This is a genomic window from Cupriavidus sp. USMAHM13, assembly GCF_001854285.1.
GTDB classification, from domain to species: domain Bacteria; phylum Pseudomonadota; class Gammaproteobacteria; order Burkholderiales; family Burkholderiaceae; genus Cupriavidus; species Cupriavidus malaysiensis.
Genome location: NZ_CP017752.1, coordinates 1236320 through 1253572, shown reverse-complemented (window position 1 = coordinate 1253572; position 17253 = coordinate 1236320). Strand labels below are relative to the sequence as shown.

General features: G+C 70.5%; 17 protein-coding genes. 7 read left to right on the top strand and 10 right to left on the bottom strand.

Annotated elements, in window-relative coordinates; translation table 11 throughout:
- Positions 1 to 4: 4 nt before the first annotated feature.
- Entirely contained in the window at positions 5 to 247 is a 243-nt protein-coding gene (locus BKK81_RS23955) for a hypothetical protein (protein WP_071018281.1), read from the bottom strand.
- A gap of 112 nt (positions 248 to 359) precedes the next feature.
- Here BKK81_RS23955 and BKK81_RS23950 point away from each other — a divergent pair, with 112 nt between their 5' ends.
- Entirely contained in the window at positions 360 to 656 is a 297-nt protein-coding gene (locus BKK81_RS23950; RefSeq protein ID WP_071018279.1) for a type II toxin-antitoxin system RelE/ParE family toxin, read from the top strand.
- Positions 657 to 674: 18 nt separating this feature from the next.
- Positions 675 to 998 (top strand): HigA family addiction module antitoxin, encoded by a 324-nt coding sequence (locus BKK81_RS23945; RefSeq protein WP_071018277.1) that lies wholly within the window; start codon positions 675 to 677, stop codon positions 996 to 998.
- Positions 999 to 1098: 100 nt separating this feature from the next.
- On the opposite strand, the gene BKK81_RS23940 is transcribed toward BKK81_RS23945, so the two are convergent.
- From BKK81_RS23940 to BKK81_RS23930, 3 genes are all read right to left on the bottom strand, one after another.
- Positions 1099 to 1311: a YdcH family protein gene (locus BKK81_RS23940; protein ID WP_071018275.1), complete on the bottom strand. Its 213-nt coding sequence runs from the start codon at positions 1309 to 1311 to the stop codon at positions 1099 to 1101.
- Between the two features lie 279 nt (positions 1312 to 1590).
- Positions 1591 to 3945 (bottom strand): cytochrome P450/oxidoreductase, encoded by a 2355-nt coding sequence (locus BKK81_RS23935; RefSeq protein ID WP_071018273.1) that lies wholly within the window; start codon positions 3943 to 3945, stop codon positions 1591 to 1593.
- 89 nt (positions 3946 to 4034) lie between these two features.
- A complete protein-coding gene (locus BKK81_RS23930; protein ID WP_083384393.1) occupies positions 4035 to 5027 on the bottom strand; it encodes a Bug family tripartite tricarboxylate transporter substrate binding protein in 993 nt (330 codons plus the stop codon).
- Between the two features lie 190 nt (positions 5028 to 5217).
- On the opposite strand from BKK81_RS23930, the gene BKK81_RS23925 reads away from it, so the two are divergent.
- Positions 5218 to 6078, top strand: a complete 861-nt coding sequence (locus BKK81_RS23925; RefSeq protein ID WP_071018271.1) for an IclR family transcriptional regulator — start codon at positions 5218 to 5220, stop codon at positions 6076 to 6078.
- Positions 6079 to 6135: 57 nt separating this feature from the next.
- On the opposite strand, the gene BKK81_RS23920 is transcribed toward BKK81_RS23925, so the two are convergent.
- Together BKK81_RS23920 and BKK81_RS23915 are read right to left on the bottom strand one after the other, a co-directional pair.
- A complete protein-coding gene (locus BKK81_RS23920) occupies positions 6136 to 7392 on the bottom strand; it encodes an SDR family oxidoreductase (protein ID WP_071018269.1) in 1257 nt (418 codons plus the stop codon).
- Between the two features lie 9 nt (positions 7393 to 7401).
- Positions 7402 to 8163, bottom strand: coding sequence for a MipA/OmpV family protein (locus BKK81_RS23915; protein ID WP_071018267.1), 762 nt, complete (start codon positions 8161 to 8163; stop codon positions 7402 to 7404).
- 225 nt (positions 8164 to 8388) lie between these two features.
- Between BKK81_RS23915 and BKK81_RS23910 the strand changes: the two genes are divergently transcribed.
- Together BKK81_RS23910 and BKK81_RS23905 are read left to right on the top strand one after the other, a co-directional pair.
- Positions 8389 to 9117, top strand: a complete 729-nt coding sequence (locus BKK81_RS23910; RefSeq protein ID WP_071018265.1) for a response regulator — start codon at positions 8389 to 8391, stop codon at positions 9115 to 9117.
- Entirely contained in the window at positions 9118 to 10461 is a 1344-nt protein-coding gene (locus tag BKK81_RS23905) for an ATP-binding protein (RefSeq protein WP_071018263.1), read from the top strand.
- A gap of 31 nt (positions 10462 to 10492) precedes the next feature.
- Here BKK81_RS23905 and BKK81_RS23900 read toward each other — a convergent pair whose 3' ends face one another.
- The 4 genes from BKK81_RS23900 to BKK81_RS23885 all read right to left on the bottom strand — a co-directional run bounded on the left by BKK81_RS23900 (position 10493) and on the right by BKK81_RS23885 (position 15234).
- Positions 10493 to 11818 carry an MFS transporter gene (locus BKK81_RS23900; RefSeq protein ID WP_071018261.1) on the bottom strand — a complete coding sequence of 442 codons (1326 nt, stop codon included), beginning with the start codon at positions 11816 to 11818 and terminating at the stop codon, positions 10493 to 10495.
- A 222-nt stretch (positions 11819 to 12040) separates the two neighbouring features.
- Positions 12041 to 12247 (bottom strand): DUF2783 domain-containing protein, encoded by a 207-nt coding sequence (locus BKK81_RS23895; RefSeq protein WP_071018259.1) that lies wholly within the window; start codon positions 12245 to 12247, stop codon positions 12041 to 12043.
- Between the two features lie 198 nt (positions 12248 to 12445).
- Positions 12446 to 14221 carry an FAD-dependent oxidoreductase gene (locus BKK81_RS23890; RefSeq protein WP_071018258.1) on the bottom strand — a complete coding sequence of 592 codons (1776 nt, stop codon included), beginning with the start codon at positions 14219 to 14221 and terminating at the stop codon, positions 12446 to 12448.
- Between the two features lie 53 nt (positions 14222 to 14274).
- Positions 14275 to 15234 carry an MBL fold metallo-hydrolase gene (locus BKK81_RS23885; protein ID WP_071018256.1) on the bottom strand — a complete coding sequence of 320 codons (960 nt, stop codon included), beginning with the start codon at positions 15232 to 15234 and terminating at the stop codon, positions 14275 to 14277.
- 336 nt (positions 15235 to 15570) lie between these two features.
- Here BKK81_RS23885 and BKK81_RS23880 point away from each other — a divergent pair, with 336 nt between their 5' ends.
- A complete protein-coding gene (locus tag BKK81_RS23880; protein WP_071018254.1) occupies positions 15571 to 16359 on the top strand; it encodes an IclR family transcriptional regulator in 789 nt (262 codons plus the stop codon).
- A complete protein-coding gene (locus tag BKK81_RS23875) occupies positions 16356 to 17213 on the top strand; it encodes an IclR family transcriptional regulator (protein WP_083384392.1) in 858 nt (285 codons plus the stop codon). Before BKK81_RS23880 ends, BKK81_RS23875 begins: the two co-directional genes overlap by 4 nt.
- The last annotated feature ends 40 nt before the right edge of the window (positions 17214 to 17253 follow it).

The following is a 17253-nucleotide window of genomic DNA, read 5'->3' as shown; positions in this document are numbered from 1 at the left end:
GCGCTTACCTTTGCAGAAAAAGCAGGGGGAAGCGGAAATACTCTTGAACTGGAATCAACAATGAAGCGCTCGCGGCGCGCGGCAGAGCGGCATCGCGCTGACCCGCGGTCGTGCCATCGCGCCGTGGCTGCCTGTCCACCCCGACATCACGGATCGCGTCTTGTTCGGACAGGATGGGCGACACATGGAGCCAGGCAACGCGCTGCTCCCGGCAATACAAAGGCAATACAAAGGTTGCGATCGGCATGATTCCTGGCCCGGCCGGGTGCTAGCGTGCACCTGCCTTGTTATGCACATCTCATCGATCTTGTATAGCGTATAGATACGCTATACACTACAAGCACCTTGTCAGCCATCCGATGATCAAGCACTTCGCCCATGCCGGACTCAGGAAGTTCTTCGAAACCGGATCGAAAGCCGGGATCCAGCCTCACCACGCGGACCGGCTGCGCAAGCAGCTCGGCGCCTTGAACCACGCGACGCGTCCTGAAGACATGGGAGTCCCCGCCTGGGGCCTGCATGCACTGAGCGGCGGCATGGCGGGCTGCTGGTCGGTCTCGGTCAATGCGAACTGGCGGCTGACCTTCCGCTTCGAGGACGGCCACGCTTATGTCGTCGACTACCAGGACTATCACCAGCAACGCCAGCAACACTAGCAAGACCAGGAAACCATCATGACTCCCATGCACAACCCGCCGCACCCCGGCGCGGTGCTGAGCGACTGGCTCGAGGGCCTGGACGGCATCACCATCACCGCCTTCGCGGCACACCTTGGCGTCACGCGCGCAACGCTGTCGCGCATCCTGAACGGCCATGCGTCGATCACGCCGGACATCGCCATCCGCCTGGAGGAAGCCCTGGGTGCCAGCCGCGAGATGTGGTGCGGCATGCAGATGGCCTACGATCTGTGGATCGCGGCGCAGAAGCCGCGCAAGCGTATCGAGCCGCTGGCGCGGCCGGCGATCGCGGTAAAAAAGGAAGACACCACCGGCGCCTGAAAGCAGGGGACCGGGAGATGGCGCGCGGGCCGGCGCCGGGCACTGCAAGCACCGGCGACATGCCCCGTGCCGGGCTACCGTGCCGGCGCGGGCCCGGTGGTCAAGGCTTGCGCGTCAACACCGCATACAGCTTGTCCTTGAGCATCAGCTTTTCCTTCTTCAAGGTCTCGATAGAGACACCATCGATCGGGATCTTGCCCTCCTCCATCTGCTGGATCTGCTGGTCCAGCTCGCTGTGACGATCGACCATCTTGGCGAAATGCCCATCCTTGGCACAAAGACGGTCGATCTGCTCACGGTACTCAGGGAACATGGCTGACTCCTCGCTCTAGGGATGAAGGAAGATGGCCGGCGCACCGCCCCGCAGGGCAGTCGCTGCTTGCATGCGCGCCGGCGGCCTGCCAGGCGGGAACCACGCGGATCAGCGCTGCACGGCTTGCCCGCCTGCGCGTCATGCTATCACCGCTGTCGCGCAGGGCAAGCCCGCCGCTGCGGCGGCCGGCAGCAAGTGCGCAGCACGGCATCCCTCCAGGCACCGGCCCGTGCTCCGCTGCCGCGCGTGCTGCGGCGCAGCGATACGGGGCCGCCGCCTTTACAGTTCCAGCACAATGCGCTGGCCGGTGCGGGCACGCGAGCAGCAGGCCATCATGCGGCCATTGGCCTCGCGCTCGGCTCGCGTCAACACCACGTCGCGGTGCTCGACCTGGCCCGACAGCACGCGCACCTCGCAGGAGCCGCACAGCCCTTCTTCGCAGTCGCTGGCGACGTCGATGTTGGCACGCCGCAGCGTGGCCAGCAGCGTCTGGCCGGCGGGCACCTCCAGCACGAGGCCCGAGTCCTTCAGTTCGACCGTGAAGGGCGCATCGGCGGCCGGATCCGTGCCGCCGGTGCCGTGGAAATGCTCGATGCGCAGCGCGTCGCCGGGCAGCGCGGCGCAACAGTCCTGCAGCGCCTCCAGCATGCGCGCCGGTCCGCAGGCATAGACCTGGGTATCGGCACTGGCGCCGGCCAGCAGCGCGGCGAAGTCGGCGCGCTGCCCTTCGTCGCCGGCGTAGACGTGCAGCCGTTCGCCGTGCAGCGCGGCCAGCTCGTCGAGCAGCGCCATCGAGGCGCGCGCACGGCCGCTGTAGTGCAAGGTGTAGTCGATGCCCAGCTCGCGCGCGCGGCGCGCCATCGCGCTGATCGGCGTGATGCCGATGCCGCCGGCGACCAGCACCGCGCGCCGGCAGCCCTCGTCGAAGCGGAAATGATTGCGCGGGCCGCGGATGGTCAGGCGCGCGCCGGCCCGGACGTTTTCATGGAGCCAGCGCGAGCCGCCGCGCCCGGCCTCCTCCTTCAGCACGGCGATCTCCAGCACGCCCGGCTCGGACGGATCGCCGCACAGCGAGTACTGGCGCGACAGGCCGGTGCCGCCGCAATCCACGTCGATATGCGCGCCGGGCGACCAGCGCGGCAGCGCGCGCCCATCGGCCGGGCGCAGGCGCAGCCGCAGCACGCCCTGCGCCGCGGCTGCCACGCTCTCCACCACCATCGCGCGGCCGGCCGCATGGCGCACCGGCTCGCCGACGCGCACCGGCGCCTGCGCGTCGCGCAAGGCGGGGCGGGCGCGCTCGGGATTGGCGGCCGGGTCCCATTCCACCCACAGGTGCTCCGGACCGCGGAAAGAGGTGTTCGGCACATAGGTGAAGCGCTGTGCCGGCAGGCGCAGGTGCGGCAGGCGCCGGGTCAGTTCCTGCAGGATGACCTGGAGCTCCATGCGCGCCAGGTTCTTGCCCATGCACTGGTGCGAGCCGTAGCCGAAGGTCAGGTGATCGACGGCATTGTCGCGGCGGATGTCGAACAGGTCGGCATCCTCGAAATGCGCCGGATCGTGGTTGGCCGACGAGGTGACGATCAGCAGCTTGGCGCCGGCCGCGAGCGGCACGCCGCCGACCACGGTGTCGCGCGTGACCACGCGGCGCCAGGCCGCCACCGAGCCGTTGTGGCGCAGGCATTCTTCGACCGCGTTGGGGATCAGGCCCGGATCGGCGCACAGCTCGCGCCAGGCGTCGGGATGCTGCAGCAGCAGCTTGATGGCATTGGCGGCGGCATTGGCGGTGGTCTCGTGGGCAGCGACGATGCCCGCCATCATCATCGAATGCAGGTAGGAATCGGTCACGACGTCCGGCAGTTCCCGCTGCTTGCGGATGCCGTATTGCATCCAGCCGGGCGCGTCGGGATCCTGCCGCATCTTGTCGAGGATGCGGCCGGCGAGCTGCCAGAAGTTGCCCACCGCATGCGCCACCGCCACCTGCTCCTCGGAGCGCGGGCGGCCCCAGGTATTGACGGTATGCGCGATCGAGTAGCGCCGCAGCGTGTCCATGTCCTCCTCGGGCACGCCGAGGAAATGCAGGGCGACCGTCAGCGGTACCTCCCACAGCAACTGGTCGACCAGGTCGGCGCGGCCGTCGTCGATGAAGCGGTCGACGTAGTCGCGCACCAGCTGGCGCACCATCGGCTCGTGATGCTGCAGCGCCTCCGGCGTGAAGGGCTCCATCAGCGCGCGCCGGCGCGGCATGTGGGCGGGCTCGTCCTCGTTGACCAGCGTGCGGTTCATCGCATAGCCATAGGACGCCAGCACCGCATTGGCCTCGGGCCCGGTCGGCGTGATCTTCTCCAGCGCGATCGCGGGGCTGAAGGTCAGGTTGTCGCGGAAGACCGCCTTGATGTCGTCGTAGCGGGCCACCACCCAGTAGCCCAGGCGCGGACTGTAGAACACCGGCTCCTGCTCGCGCGCCCAGCGTACATACTCGGGCGGGTCCTGCTGGTAGGCGTCGGAGAAGGGATCGAAGGCGGCCGCCTGCGCGCTGACCGCTTCGGGCGCACCGGCCGGGCAAGCGCCCGCGGCAGGCGGTGCGGCGTGGAAGGGGCAACCCCCGCTCGGTGGCGTGGCGGTGGCGTCGGACATGGCTTGGCTCCTGCGGGAAGGGACGCGGGCCGCGCACACGCGGCCCGTTCGATGCGGTCGATGCGGTCGATGCGGTCGATGCGGTGGCTTCAGTCGAGCGTGATCTTGAGATCGCGGATCAGCTTGTGCCAGCGCGCGGTTTCGGCGCGCAGCATGTCGGCATACTCGGCCGGGCTGTTACCCACCGGCTCGACGCCGAAGTCGACCAGCTTCTGGTGCACGCCGGGCTCCCTGATGGCGGCCACCACCTGGCGGTTGAGCACCGCCACCACCTCGGGAGGCGTGGCCGCAGGCACCACCATGCCGACCAGCGCCGCCGCCTCCACCTTGCGATAGCCTGCCTCGGCAAAGGTCGGCACCTCGGGCAGCTGCGGCAGCCGCACGGCGTTGGCCACCGCCAGCGGCCTCACCTTGCCGGCCTTGATGAAGGCCGCGCCGGCCGCGTAATCGACCATCATGGCCGGGATCTGGCCCGCGGCCACGTCGGACAGCGCCGGCGCAGCGCCGCGGTAAGGCGCGTGGGTCATGTTCAGGCCGGCCTCCACCTTCAGCAGTTCCATGGCGAGGTGATGCGGGCTGCCGGCCCCGGCCGAGCCGTAGTTCACGCCGGCGGGACTCGCCTTGGCCTGGGCGATGAAATCCTGCACGGTCCTGGCGGGCGAGGCCGGCCCCACCACCAGGATCATCGGGAAGCGGCCCATCAGCGTGACCGGCGCGAAATCCTTGCCCGGGTTGTAGCTGAGCGTCTTGTACAGCGCCGGGTTGAACACCAGGGTGCCGTTGTCGGCCGACAGCACGGTGTAGCCGTCGGCCGGCGCGTGCGCCGTCTCGGCCGCGCCGATGGCGGTATTGCCGCCCGGCTTGTTGTCCACCAGCACCGGCTTGCCGACGCGCGTCGCCAGGCCCTGGCCGATGGTGCGCGCCAGGAAATCCGACCCGCCGCCGGCGGCATAGGGCACCACCCAGCGGATGGGCTTGGCGGGATAAGCATCGGCGCGGTTGCCGTCGGCCTGGGCCGGCGGCAGCACGCCGAACAGGGAAAGGGTCAGCAGGCCGGCAAGGCGGCCGCGGGTCTTGTTCATGGTGTCTCCTGTCTTTCCTTTGGTGGCCGGCGGTCGACTTGCCGCCCGGCTCGTTGCTTTGTCTGTCTACTGGCTCGTTTGCGTAAATCATATACGCATTGCGTAATTTGATGCCACAGGTTAACTTCGGGGTTTACCTGGGCCCCGCACCGGAGCCCGCCTGCCCTTGCCCCACCCGCCCGAGGAATCCATGCCCCGCGCTCCGCATCGCGCCCCGCCGTCCGGCAGCCTCCCTGCCCCGTCCGAGCCCGAGCCGCCGGCGCGGCCGCGCGAGCGCCGCCAGCGCGTGCAATCGGCCGCCACCGGCATGGCCGTGCTGAAGGCGCTGGCGCGCCTGGGCGGGCAGGCCAGCCTGACCGCGCTGGCGGCGCAGGTCGACGAGAGTCCGGCCAAGGTGCATCGCTACCTGGTCAGCCTGGTCGAAGAAGGCCTGGTGGTGCAGCAGGCCGGCAGCCAGCTCTACCGGCTGGGGCTGGAAGCGCTGCAGATCGGGCTGGCGGCGATGCGCCAGGCCGATCCGATCCGCGCGGCCGAAGCCTCGCTGGTACGCCTGCGCGAGCGCCTGGAAGTGACCTGCTTCGTGGCTGTGATGGGCAACAAGGGCCCGACCATCGTGCGCTTCGAGGAGCCAGGCTTGCCGGTCACGGTGAACGTGCGGGTCGGCTCGGTGCTGCCGCTGCTGTGGTCGGCTACCGGCAGGGTCTTCCTGGGCCTGCTCGACGCCGCGCGCGTGCAAGGGCTGGCAGCGGAGGAACTGGCGCAGGCCACGCCGGAGCAACGGGCCCAGCTCGACCCGCGCGACCCCATCGGGCGGCTGCGCGAGACCGTGCGTGCCGGCGGCTGTGCCGCGGTGCGCGACACCAACCTGAAGGGCATCAGCGCCGTGGCGGCACCGGTGTTCGACTGCCACGGCCGCCTGTGCGCGGTCATGGCCGCGCTGGGCGCGACCGGCGGCTTCGACCCGGCACTGGACGGGCCGGTCGCGCTGGCACTGCGCGAGGAAGCCTTGGCGGTCAGCCGGGAGCTGGGGTATGGGGGCGCGGCCGACTGAGCGGCAGCGCGCCATCCTCAGGTCCGCGCCGGCGTGCCGGCCGTCCGGCGAGCCGCCTCAGGCCTTGAAATCCCAGCTCATCTGTTCGAGCAGCCCGACCCCGTGCGAGGTACGCATGCACTCGCTCACATAGTCGGTGATGGGCAAGGGCTCGAAGCCGATCTCGTCGCGCAGCCGCTGGTTGTCGAAGACATAGCCCAGTTCGGCGAAGCCTGCGTAGAGGCGCAGCGCCCGCTCGATCAGGCGGCGGTTGCCGAGGCCTTCGGCGCGTGCCACGTCGCGCGCCAGCGCCGGCAGTTCGTCCGGCGCGCAGGCACGGTAAGGCAGGGCCTCGTCGGTGCGTGCGCAATCGTCCATGGCCGCCAGGACCTGGGCGATGGTCGGCGCCGCCGCGCCGGCCGACAGGTGATAGGCGCGGAAGCGCAGTTCGGGCTTGAGGGCGAGGCGCAGCAGCGCCTGCGCGCAGTCGTCCCCGGCGATCACGTCCAGCCGCGTCTGCGGCCGCACGGTATAGCGGCGGGTCCGGTGGATGATGCGGAACAGCCAGAAGATGCTGGCCGAAGGCTGCGTGCCCAGCACGGTGTGGCCCACCACGATGGACGGGCGGGCCACCACCAGCGGCAGCGACGGGTAGCGCTGCCGCAGCAGCTGCTCCACCTCCTGCTTGCTGCGCGTGTAGGGCACCAGGTGGCCGCCGGCGTCGTGCGGCGCGCCGGGTGCGGCTTCCATGCCGGTCCCGTCCTGCGCGCCGTGCGCGCTTTCGCCGTACCCTGCGCGGCCTTCTTCGATCACCGTCTCGGCCACGCGCGCGCCGCGCCGCGTGCCGCAGGCCATGGCCGTGCCCACATGGATGAAGCGGCGCAGCGCGGCGCTGCCGGCGAAGTGCGAGGCGAAGCGCAGCGTATCTTCCACGTTGACCCGCGTCACGCGTTCATCGGCCGAGAACGAGGCCATCGCCGCGCAGTTGATCAGGTGCGTGACACGCGCCAGCCGGGCCTGCTGCGCCGGCGTAAACGGCGTGCCCAGTTCGCCCAGCAGGATGTTCTCTTCGCCGAGCCAGGCGGTGCGGCTGGGCGGCAGCCCGCACTGCCGGGCGTTGGCGCGCAGCCGCCCGAGCGCCTCGGCGGCGCTGCCCGCGCGCACCAGGCACAGCAGGCGGCTGCTCAATCCGGCATTGACCGCGGCCACCAGCACGTTGCCACCGATGAAGCCGGTGGCGCCGGTCAGCAGCAGGCATCCGACCTCGCCCTGCGTGCGGGAGCCCGCGGCACCGCCTCCGATCTGCTGCCCGCTGGCGTGCCAGTTCCACATCATGATGCCCTCCTAGAAGGTGTAGTTGAGCGACGTCATGCCGAACACCTGCTGCCTGCTCTGCACGATGGGACTGTCGCCCGCGTCGCCCAGCAGCCGGCTCACCGTCACCAGCGTGCGCACCGACCAGGCGCGCGACAGTTCGACGTTCCACGCCAGCGACAGGCTGGCGCTGTCGATGCCCGCCTTGGTCGAGTAGGGGCGGAAACCACTGGCGGCCGACTGGACATCGGTGACGCCGAAGAAGGTCTGGGTGTAGCGGCGCGAGCCGAAGTGGATGCCCGGCGTCAGGGTCAGCGTATGCATGCCGCGCTGGTACAGCGGCACGGCCAGGTCGAGATGGCCGCTGAGGCCGCGCTCGCGGTGCGTCAGCGGCACGTCCAGCGTCAGGCTGGCGACGGCGCCGCCATAGACCGGCACGCCGACCTGGAAGGAGCTCATCAGCGAGCCCTGGACCTTGCCCATGCCCTTGAGGTGGTCCGAGCCGGCCAGGTCGGTGCGGTTGCGGTCGCTGCGCCCCGTGGCATAGCCGAAGGCACCGGTGACGAACATGCCGTTGGCGAACTTGTAGGTGTAGCCCGCGCCTTGCAGCAGGTCGATGAAGGCGCCGTTGCCGAAGTCGGCACGGAACAGCGGCGCGCCCAGCGCGCGGTATTGGTTGCTGCCGATGTAGCGCGGGCCGGCGCCGGCGGCGGCGCCCACGGTATAGGTGATCTCGGCCTGCGCGGGCCCGGCCAGCCCGGCCACGACAAAGGCCGCCAGCGCTGGCGGCATGCGGCGCGCCCTGCGGCGCGCACTTTGGCTTTTGCTCTCGACGTCCACACATCCTCCGATTGGTGATCGAAGTCGGCAGATTAGAGAGGCCGGGGCGCGAAGTCTGTCCTGATTCCTCGCGAAATCTTGTCCAATTGTGCCAATTTGTCCGCAAGCGTCGCCGCCAGCCGGCCGCACCGCCAGGACAGCTAGAATCGGCACTTTCCGTACCCCCGAGGATCCGCCATGAACGAGGCGATGGCCAAGCATCAGGTTCTGTTGATCGAGGACGACGACCGCCTCGCCCAACTGGTCAGCGAGTACCTGGGCAACTACGAGTTCTCCGTCCAGGTGGTACGCCGCGGCGACATCGCGGTGGACGCGGTGCGCCGGCTCCAGCCCGATCTCGTCATCCTCGACCTGATGCTGCCGCACCTGGACGGCATGGAAGTGTGCCGCGGCATCCGCGCCTTCTCGCGGGTGCCGGTGCTGATCCTGACCGCGCGCGTGGACACCTACGACCAGGTCGCGGGGCTGGAGCTCGGCGCCGACGACTACGTGGTCAAGCCGATCGAGCCGCGCCTGCTGGTGGCGCGCGCCCGCGCCCTGCTGCGTCGCGCCGCCGCCCAGGGCGGCGCGGCAGCGCACGCCTCGGCCGACGACGACCTGGTGTTCGGCTCCTTGGTGATCTCGCCACCCAACCGGCGCGTGGTCTGGCGCGGCCAGCCAGTCGACCTGAAGACGGCGGAGTTCAACCTGCTGCTGATCCTGGCGCGTGCCGCCGGCAAGGTGCTCAGCCGCGACGACATCCTCAAGCAGCTGCGCGGCATCGAGTTCGACGGCATCGACCGCACCGTGGATTCCGGCATCTCGCGGCTGCGCCGCCGCTTCGAAGACGCGGCGCCAGAGCCGCAGAAGCTCAAGACCATCTGGGGGCGCGGCTACCTGTTCAGCCCCTCGGCCTGGGAGGAATGAATGGTCCGCTCCCTGCTCAAGCTCTACCTGCTGGTGATGCTCGCCGCGGCCGCCGCGGTGATCGGCATCAACAAGACCTTCATCCCCCTGTTCCACGACATCATCACCGCCGCCGAGCGGGAGAACCGCAAGGGCTACGTCTTCGCGCTGCAGCACTACCTGGACCAGTTCCCCGGCGCCCGCCGGGACGAGGGGCTGCGCTATCTGCAGGCACACGCACTGGAGCGCTTCGACATGGCCAGAGCGACCGACATCGCCCGCCTCGACGCCAGCCAGCAGCGTGACCTGCACGACGGCAAGCTGGTGCTGAGCCGCGACGGCCAGCACTACTACGTGCCCCTGCACGACGGCTCGATCCTGCATGCGGCGACGGTCGATTCCAACAACGACCTCAGGATCTCGGTGGTCGGCTATTCGTTGATCGCGCTGGCCACGCTGCTGTCGATCGTGACCTGGGTCTGGTACCACTGGCGCGACCTGGCGCGCCTGCAGCAGGCTGCGCGCGACTTCGGCGCCGGCCAGCTGTCCACGCGCGCGAAACTGTCCCGGCGCTCCAACATCACCGAGCTGGCCCAGCAGTTCAACGAGATGGCCGAGCGCATCGAGGCCTCGATCGTGCACCAGCGCGAGATGATGCACGGCATCTCGCACGAGCTGAAGACACCGATCGCCCGGCTGGAGTTCGGCATCGCGCTGCTGCAGTCCGGCGGCGGCGGCGCCCAGGCGGAGGCGCGCCAGGCGCTGCGCCTGGACGACCTGCGCAAGGACGTGCGCGAACTCGACGAACTGGTGACGGAACTGCTGACGCTGGGGCAGCTCGAGCAGGGGGCGACGCCGATGCTGCTGATGCGCGTGTCGGTCAGCGAGCTGATCGACAGCGTGGTGGCCAGCGTCGCCAATGACGTGGCCGACCAGCAGCTCACGCTCAACGCGGGTACCGGCGGCCCCGTCGGCCACCATGTGTGCGACCCGCGCCTGGTGGCGCGCGCCCTGCTCAATCTTTGCCGCAACGCCACCCGCTATGCGCGCAGCGCCATCCGCCTGCATGCCGAGACCGACGCCGGCGGCTCGCTGCGCCTGTGCGTCGAGGATGACGGGCCCGGGGTGCCGCCCGAGGAACGCGAGCGCATCTTCGAACCCTTCCACCGTCCCGATGCCAGCCGCAACCGCCACACCGGCGGCTTCGGCCTGGGGCTGGCCATCGTGCGCCGCATCGTCCTGCTGCATGGCGGCCAGGTGACGCTGGACAGCAGCGACAGCGGCGGCGCGCGCTTCGTCATCACCCTGCCGCCGATGGCCGAGCCGGGCATGCTGGCTGCCGGCGCGGCGCCGCGCGTAGCCTGAGCACGCCGCCTCGCTCCGCGCGGCTTGCCGCTCAGCGGCGTGCTGCGTCGCGCGGCACGCCCAGCCACATCGCCAGGCCGCTGGCCAGCAGCAGCGCGGACAGCAGGTAGAGCGCGTTGTCCATGCTGCCGGTGTGCGTCTTGATCTGGCCGATCACCCACGGGCTGACGATGCCGCTGGTGATGCCGATGCTGCTGATGAAGGCGATGCCGGCGGCCGCCGTGCCGGCCGGCAGGTGGCTCGGCGGCAGCGACCAGAAGATCGGCAGCGCGGCGAAAATCAGCACGCAGGCCAGCGACAGCAGCGCCAGCATGGCGCCGAAGCTGGGCAGGTGCAGCGTCAGCGCGGCCAGGGCCAGCGCCCCGCCGGCGGTGCAGGCCAGGAAATGGCGGTGGCGTTCGGCGCGCCGGTCGGAATGGCGCGCGATCACGAACAGCCCGACGGCGCCGACCGCGTTCGGCACCACCGAATAGAGGCTCACCGAGACCACGTCCTGGATGCCGAAGTCGCGGATCATCAGCGGCATCCAGAAGCTCAGCGTCAGCGAACCGCAGGTCAGCGCGAAGTAGATGAAGGCAAACAGGTAGACGCGCGGATTGGCCAGCGCGTGGCGCAGCGCGCGCAGCGAGTGGGCGTGGGCGGCGTGGGCGCCATCCTCGCGCTGCGCCACCAGGAAGCGCTTCTCCGTCTCCGACAGCCAGCCGGCCTGCGCGGGCCCGTCGACCAGGTAGTACGCCGCGGCCAGGCCGAGCAGCACCGCCGGCGCGCCTTCGAGCGCGAACATCCACTGCCAGCCGTAGAGGCCGAGCACGCCGGCGAAGTCGCGCATGATCCAGCCGGACAGCAGCCCGCCCAGCACGCCCGCCACCGCCACCCCGGCGAAGAAGATGGCCATCACCGCGGCGCGGCGGCGCGCCGGGAACCAGTAGGTCAGGTAGAGCACGATGCCGGGGAAGAAGCCGGCCTCGAACACGCCCAGCAGGAAGCGCAGCGCGTAGAAATGCGCCGGCGTCGAGACCAGCATCATACCGACCGAGGCCAGCCCCCACAGCAGCATGATGCGGGTGAAGGTGCGGCGCGCGCCGAAGCGTGCCAGCAGCAGGTTGCTGGGCACCTCGCACAGCACGTAGCCGACATAGAAGACCGCGGCGCCGAGGCCGTACATCGCATCGCTGAAGCCGAGGTCGTGCTTCATCTGCAACTGGGCGAAGCCGATGTTGATGCGGTCCAGGAAGGACACCACGTAGCAGACGAAGAGGAAGGGGATGATGCGCAGCCACACCTTGCGGTAGAGCGCGTCTTCATCGGGCAAGGCGGGGGCCTGGGGCGCGAGCGCCCCGGCATGGGATTGCGTCATGGTAAGTCTCCGGTTGGGGGCTGCCCCCCGCTGCGGGGGGGCGCTTCCGCCTACGTCTGTTGCGTCTGGGCGGGACGGCCGGCCGCGGCGCGCTGCCGTGGCCGGCTGGCATGCCGCTGGCGCGGCCGCCGGGTCGTGGCCTGGCCGGCGCTGGCGCCGGCGCGCGGCGGCTTCACGTGGCCTCGGGCGGTTTCAGGCCGCTTCAGGCCGCTTCAGGCCGCTTCAGGTGCGCTGCGACAGCACACCCTCGCGCGCCAGCCGCATCGCATCCAGCAGCACGGCATGGTCGCCGATATGGTTGGCCAGCAGCAGGATCAGCTGCGCATTGGCCGCCTGGCTCTGCGCCTCGTCGAGATCGCGGTGCATCTCGATCAGCGCTTCGTAGAAGTCGTCGGGGCGGCTCAGGTTGGGGTGGGTATGGACTGCCATCTGGATGTCTCGCTCGGTGGTACTTGGTGGTACTCGGTGGTGCTCAGTGGTGCTCGGGATGCTCGGGATGCTCGGGATGTTCGGTAGTGCCCTGTCGTACTGGCGTCCTCTCGCCAGCGGCCCGGCGCGGGACGCGCGCCGCCACGGCCGCCGCGCAGGCGGCGGGCCGGATCGGCTGCGCGGGCCGGAACGGGACGCTCAGGCCGCGGCGAGCGCGGCCGCCGCACCTGACCCGGCGGGGCCGGCGGCACCCTGCCCTGCCTGGCCCGCCTGGCCCGCCTGCCCGGTCGCCCGGCGCAGCGCGGCCGCGACCGCCGCCGCGTCGGCATGGCGCCAGCGCGCGCACACATGCTGGTCCGGGCGGATCAGGTAGACCGTGCCCGGCTGGGCGTCGTAGCGTTGCGCCGCCAGGCCCTGGAGGTCCGCCAGCACGGTCGCGTCCGGCCAGGCCGGCGTGCCGGCCTGCGCGTCGGCGCCCGCGCCGGTGACGAAGACCGGCTTCAGCGGCAGGGACCGCAGCGCGCGCAGCGTGCCGGCGTCGAAACGCTCCGGCGCGCCGAACGCCAGCAGCGTGAAGGCATCGCCCAGGCTGCCCAGCAGCCATGACTCGCCGCGCGCGCCGGCCACCGGCGCGTCGACGCAGGCCGCGCCCGGCACCATGGCGCCGGCGAAGGCGTCGCCATCGGGCGTGTTCAGCGGCGAGCCGTGCAGCACGGCCGGCACCGACAGGCGGCCGCTGTTGACCAGTTGCCGCGCGAAGGCATGCCGCTTGGCCAGCGTCAGCACCGCGTCGCGGAACAGCCGGCTGACGGGGCTCTTGGGCGTGATGAAATCGGTGGAACGGGTGGAATTGCGGATGTTCTCGTCAGCGGCGTACTCGCGCTCGCTGGCATAGCTGTCCAGCAGGCTGTCCGGGGCGCGCCCGTCCAGCACGTAGGCCAGCTTCCAGGCCAGGTTCTCGGCATCCTGCACGCCGCTGTTGGCGCCGCGCGCGCCGAACGGCGAGACCCCGTGCGCCGAATCGCCGGCGAACAGCACGTGGCCGTGGCGGAAGCTGTCCATGCGCAGGCAGGAGAAGGTGTAGACGCTGACCCACTCCAGCTCGAACTTCGCGTCCGGGCCGAGCAACGCTCGCACGCGCGGGATCACGCGCTCCGGCGCCTTCTCCAGCACCGGATCGGCATCCCAGCCGAGCTGGAAGTCGATGCGCCAGACATTGTCCGGCTGGCGGTGCAGCAGCACCGACTGGTTGGGATGGAAAGGCGGGTCGAACCAGAACCAGCGCTCACTGGGAAAGCCGGCCTCCATCTTGACGTCGGCGATCAGGAAGCGGTCCTTGAAGGTGCGGCCCTTGCTGTCCAGCCCCATCAGCTTGCGCACCGGGCTGCGCGAGCCATCGGCCGCCACCACGTAGCGCGCGGCCAGCGGATAGCTGCCGTCGGGCGTCTCCACCGTCAGCACCACGTGCGCGTCGGGCGTGCCCTGCGCGTGCTGCTCGATACCGGCCACCTTGTGCTTCCAGCGGATCTCCAGGTTGGGCAGTTGCTGCGCACACTCCACCAGGTAGCCTTCCAGGTAGTACTGCTGCAGGTTGATGAAGGCGGGCCGGCGATGGCCCTCCTCCGGCAGCAGGTCGAAGGCATAGACCTGCTCGTCGCGCAGGAACACCTTGCCCAGGTTCCAGCGCACGCCCTTGTCGGTGATGCGCTCGCCGCAGCCGAGCCGGTCGAAGATGTCCAGCGTGCGCTTGGCGAAGCAGATCGCGCGCGAGCCGCTCGACAGCGTGCAATCGTCGTCGACCAGCACGACCGGCACGCCCTGGCGCGCCAGGTCGATGGCGGTGGCCAGCCCGACCGGGCCGGCGCCCACCACGGCGACCGGATGGATGGTGCCTGCCGCGCCGGTCTCCCGCGGCGCGCGCTGCTCGGCGCACGGCTGGTAGTCGAACGTCAGGTGCTGGTAATCGATGCTCATGCTGCTGTCTCCGTCCACATTCTTCTCGGCTGTCCCTGCGTCGCGTCGCTGCCTCAGTCCTGCAGCGCGGCCCACATTTCCTTGTCGCGCTCGGCGGTCCAGATGCGCGGGTGGCCGATGCCGCTGGCCTCGTCATAGGCGCGCGACACGTCGAAGGGCAGGCAGTGCTCGTAGATGAAGACCTGGGCGAACTTCGGGTCCATCGACTTGCGCGTATGCGCCATCGCGCCCTTCAGGTCGAGACGCTCGGCCACCGCTTCCTTGCCGGCCTGGTACAGCGTGGTGACGAAGTCCTTGGTGTAGGCGATGCCCTTGGCCACTTCCGCCGGCGTGGTCAGCGCCGGGCCGCGGCCGGGCACCAGCTTCTCGGGCTGCAGCGCGGCCAGCGCGTCCAGCGTGGCCGGCCATTCGGCGAGCTGCGCGTCGCCGCAATAGCAGGCGGCGTCGTACTCCACCAGGTCGCCGGAGAACAGCACCTTCTGCGACGGCAGCCAGACCACGGTATCGCCCTTGGTATGGCCCGAGCCCAGGTGGGCGATGCGCACTTCCAGCTTGCCGAGGAACAGCGTCATCTCCTTCTCGAACACCAGCGTGGGCCAGGTCAGGCCCGGCACCGTCTCGACGCCGGCGAACAGGCGCGGGAAACGTTCGATCTCCGACTTCATGTCGGCCTCGCCGCGCTCCACGATCATCTCGTAGGTGCCGCGGCTGGCGATCACCTGCTGCGCGCCCTCGGCGAAATAGGCCGAGGCGCCCAGCACGCGCACCGCGTGGTAGTGCGACAGCACCACGTACTTGATCGGCTTGTCGGTGACCGAGCGGATCCTGGCGATCAGGTCCTGCGCCATCGCGGGCGTGGCCGTGGTGTCGACGATCAGCACGCCGTCGTCGCCGATGATCACACCGGAATTGGGGTCGCCTTCGGCGGTGTAGGCGTAGGCGTTCTCCGAGAGCTGGGTGAAGGTGACTTTCTTGGCTTCCAGGTCGGCCTGGGACGCGAATGCTTTTGCCATGCTTGCCTCTCTCTAGGGGGGGTTGGATCGAGGCGGACAGCGTGGCGGGCGGCGGGCGGGCCGGCTGCGCGCGGGGGACTGTCTCGCCCCGTATTGGTCTTGGATCTTGGCGCCGCGATGGCGCCGGTATCGGGGTAGAGGCATCTTAGGAAAGCCCTCATTTTTAGTCAATAACAAATTGTGTTGTCTCTGACTAAAATGAAGAGGAGGACAGCCAGGAGGCCAGAACCCAGGGAAAACCCCGAGAGCGCCGGCTGCCCGGCGCGCAAGGCGCCCCGCTCACCGGCGGCGCGACCATCGCATCGATTACCATCTGGGCTTTCGAACGGGAGCAGCATGAGCACAGCAGCGCAAGCGAGCACCGCGGCAGCCGACAAGGCCCAGCGCGGCATCCAGAGCGTGGAGGTAGGCGGGCGCTTCCTGCGCGCGCTGGCCGACGCGCGCCGCCCGCTGGCGCTGGCCGAGCTGGCCGCGCAAACCCAGGTGACGCCGGCCCAGGCCCACACTTACCTGGTCAGCCTGACGCGCCTGGGCCTGATCAAGCGCGACCACCTGTCCGGCCGCTACGAGCCGGGACCGCTGGCGCTGCGGCTGGGCATGCTGCGGCTCGACCACGATCCCGCCTATCGCGCGGCGGTGCCGCGCGTCGATGCGCTGGCCGAGGCGATCCGCTTCAACGTGGCGATCAGCAGCGTGTCGCCGCGCGGGCCCACCATCGTGCGCTACGCGCACGCCGGCACACCGCTGCACGTCAACCTGCACGTGGGCACGCTGATGTCGCTGCCCGCCACCGCCACCGGACGCGTGTTCTGCGCCTTCCTGCCCGAGACCCGCTGGCATGCCGCCTGGGCCCACCAGCAGAGCGGCGCCGCCGCCGCGGCCGGCTTCGATGCGGCGCTCGATGCCATCCGCGCGCGCGGCATCGAGCGCGCGGTCGACGCCCCCAGCCCGGGCGTCAGCAGCCTCGCCGTGCCGGTGCGCGATACCGGCGGGCAATTGCGCCTGGTGCTGACCGCGATCGGCCCGAGCGGCTCCATCGACGTCGACTGGCAGGGCCCGGTCGCGCGGGCGCTGCTGGCCACCGCCGCGGACATCGGCGCGCAGATCCCGGCGGAGGCAGCATGAGCCGCACCCGCAATCTCCCCGACAACGGCGCCGCCCCAGACGACGCCAACGACGGCGGCACCAACGACGGCGGCAGGCCGCAACGCGGCATCCAGTCGCTGGACAACACCGGCCAGCTGCTCGCCGCGCTGGTCGCCGCCGGGCGCCCGCTGCCCTTGTCCGAGCTGGCGCGCGCAGCCGGCATGGCGCCGGCCAAGGCCTTCCCCCACCTGGTCAGCCTGCAGAAGACCGGCCTGCTGGCACGCGACGCTGGCGGAGACTTCATGGCCGGTCCGCTCAGCCTCGAACTGGGCCTGATCGCGCTGCAGCGTCTGTCGCCGGCACGCGAGGCCGAGCCCGAGGTGATCGAGCTGGCCGGCGCCACCGGCCTGAGCGTGGCGATGGCCGTGCTCGGGCCGCTGGGCCCGACCGTGGTGCGGCTGGAGGAGGCCGCGCGGCCGCAGCACGTCAGCCTGCGCGTGGGCACTGTGATGTCGCTGGTCAATACCGCGATCGGCCGTGTCTGGGCGGCCTGGCTGCCGCCCGAGGCGCTGGCCGCGCGGCTCGGCCAGGACAGCCTGCGCATGGCCGGCGGCGCGCCGCCGGCCGACTACCCGCAGCGCCTCGCGCGTATCCGGGCCGGCCACATCGACAACGCCCAGGGCCGGCCCGTGCCCGGCATCGATACGCTGGCCGCGCCGGTGTTCGACCATACCGGCAGCCTGGCGCTGGTGATCGCCGTGATGGGCAGCACCGGCAGCTTCGACAGCGATACCGGCAGCGCTACCGCGGACCTGCTGCGGCAGGCCGCGCGGCGGCTCTCCTGGCGCTTCGGCGCGCCGGCCGAGGCGAGCGGGACCGCCGGCGGCACCTGAAGCTCGCCGCCCCCGTCCCGTCAGCGGCCATGGCTTCCGC

Coding starts and splice junctions, on each gene's coding strand:
- BKK81_RS23955 (WP_071018281.1), bottom strand. CDS start 247: ATGCCGATCGCAACCTTTGTATTGCCTTTGTATTGCCGGGAGCAGCGC.
- BKK81_RS23950 (WP_071018279.1), top strand. CDS start 360: ATGATCAAGCACTTCGCCCATGCCGGACTCAGGAAGTTCTTCGAAACC.
- BKK81_RS23945 (WP_071018277.1), top strand. CDS start 675: ATGACTCCCATGCACAACCCGCCGCACCCCGGCGCGGTGCTGAGCGAC.
- BKK81_RS23940 (WP_071018275.1), bottom strand. CDS start 1,311: ATGTTCCCTGAGTACCGTGAGCAGATCGACCGTCTTTGTGCCAAGGAT.
- BKK81_RS23935 (WP_071018273.1), bottom strand. CDS start 3,945: ATGTCCGACGCCACCGCCACGCCACCGAGCGGGGGTTGCCCCTTCCAC.
- BKK81_RS23930 (WP_083384393.1), bottom strand. CDS start 5,027: ATGAACAAGACCCGCGGCCGCCTTGCCGGCCTGCTGACCCTTTCCCTG.
- BKK81_RS23925 (WP_071018271.1), top strand. CDS start 5,218: ATGCCCCGCGCTCCGCATCGCGCCCCGCCGTCCGGCAGCCTCCCTGCC.
- BKK81_RS23920 (WP_071018269.1), bottom strand. CDS start 7,392: ATGATGTGGAACTGGCACGCCAGCGGGCAGCAGATCGGAGGCGGTGCC.
- BKK81_RS23915 (WP_071018267.1), bottom strand. CDS start 8,163: ATGCCGCCAGCGCTGGCGGCCTTTGTCGTGGCCGGGCTGGCCGGGCCC.
- BKK81_RS23910 (WP_071018265.1), top strand. CDS start 8,389: ATGAACGAGGCGATGGCCAAGCATCAGGTTCTGTTGATCGAGGACGAC.
- BKK81_RS23905 (WP_071018263.1), top strand. CDS start 9,118: ATGGTCCGCTCCCTGCTCAAGCTCTACCTGCTGGTGATGCTCGCCGCG.
- BKK81_RS23900 (WP_071018261.1), bottom strand. CDS start 11,818: ATGACGCAATCCCATGCCGGGGCGCTCGCGCCCCAGGCCCCCGCCTTG.
- BKK81_RS23895 (WP_071018259.1), bottom strand. CDS start 12,247: ATGGCAGTCCATACCCACCCCAACCTGAGCCGCCCCGACGACTTCTAC.
- BKK81_RS23890 (WP_071018258.1), bottom strand. CDS start 14,221: ATGAGCATCGATTACCAGCACCTGACGTTCGACTACCAGCCGTGCGCC.
- BKK81_RS23885 (WP_071018256.1), bottom strand. CDS start 15,234: ATGGCAAAAGCATTCGCGTCCCAGGCCGACCTGGAAGCCAAGAAAGTC.
- BKK81_RS23880 (WP_071018254.1), top strand. CDS start 15,571: ATGAGCACAGCAGCGCAAGCGAGCACCGCGGCAGCCGACAAGGCCCAG.
- BKK81_RS23875 (WP_083384392.1), top strand. CDS start 16,356: ATGAGCCGCACCCGCAATCTCCCCGACAACGGCGCCGCCCCAGACGAC.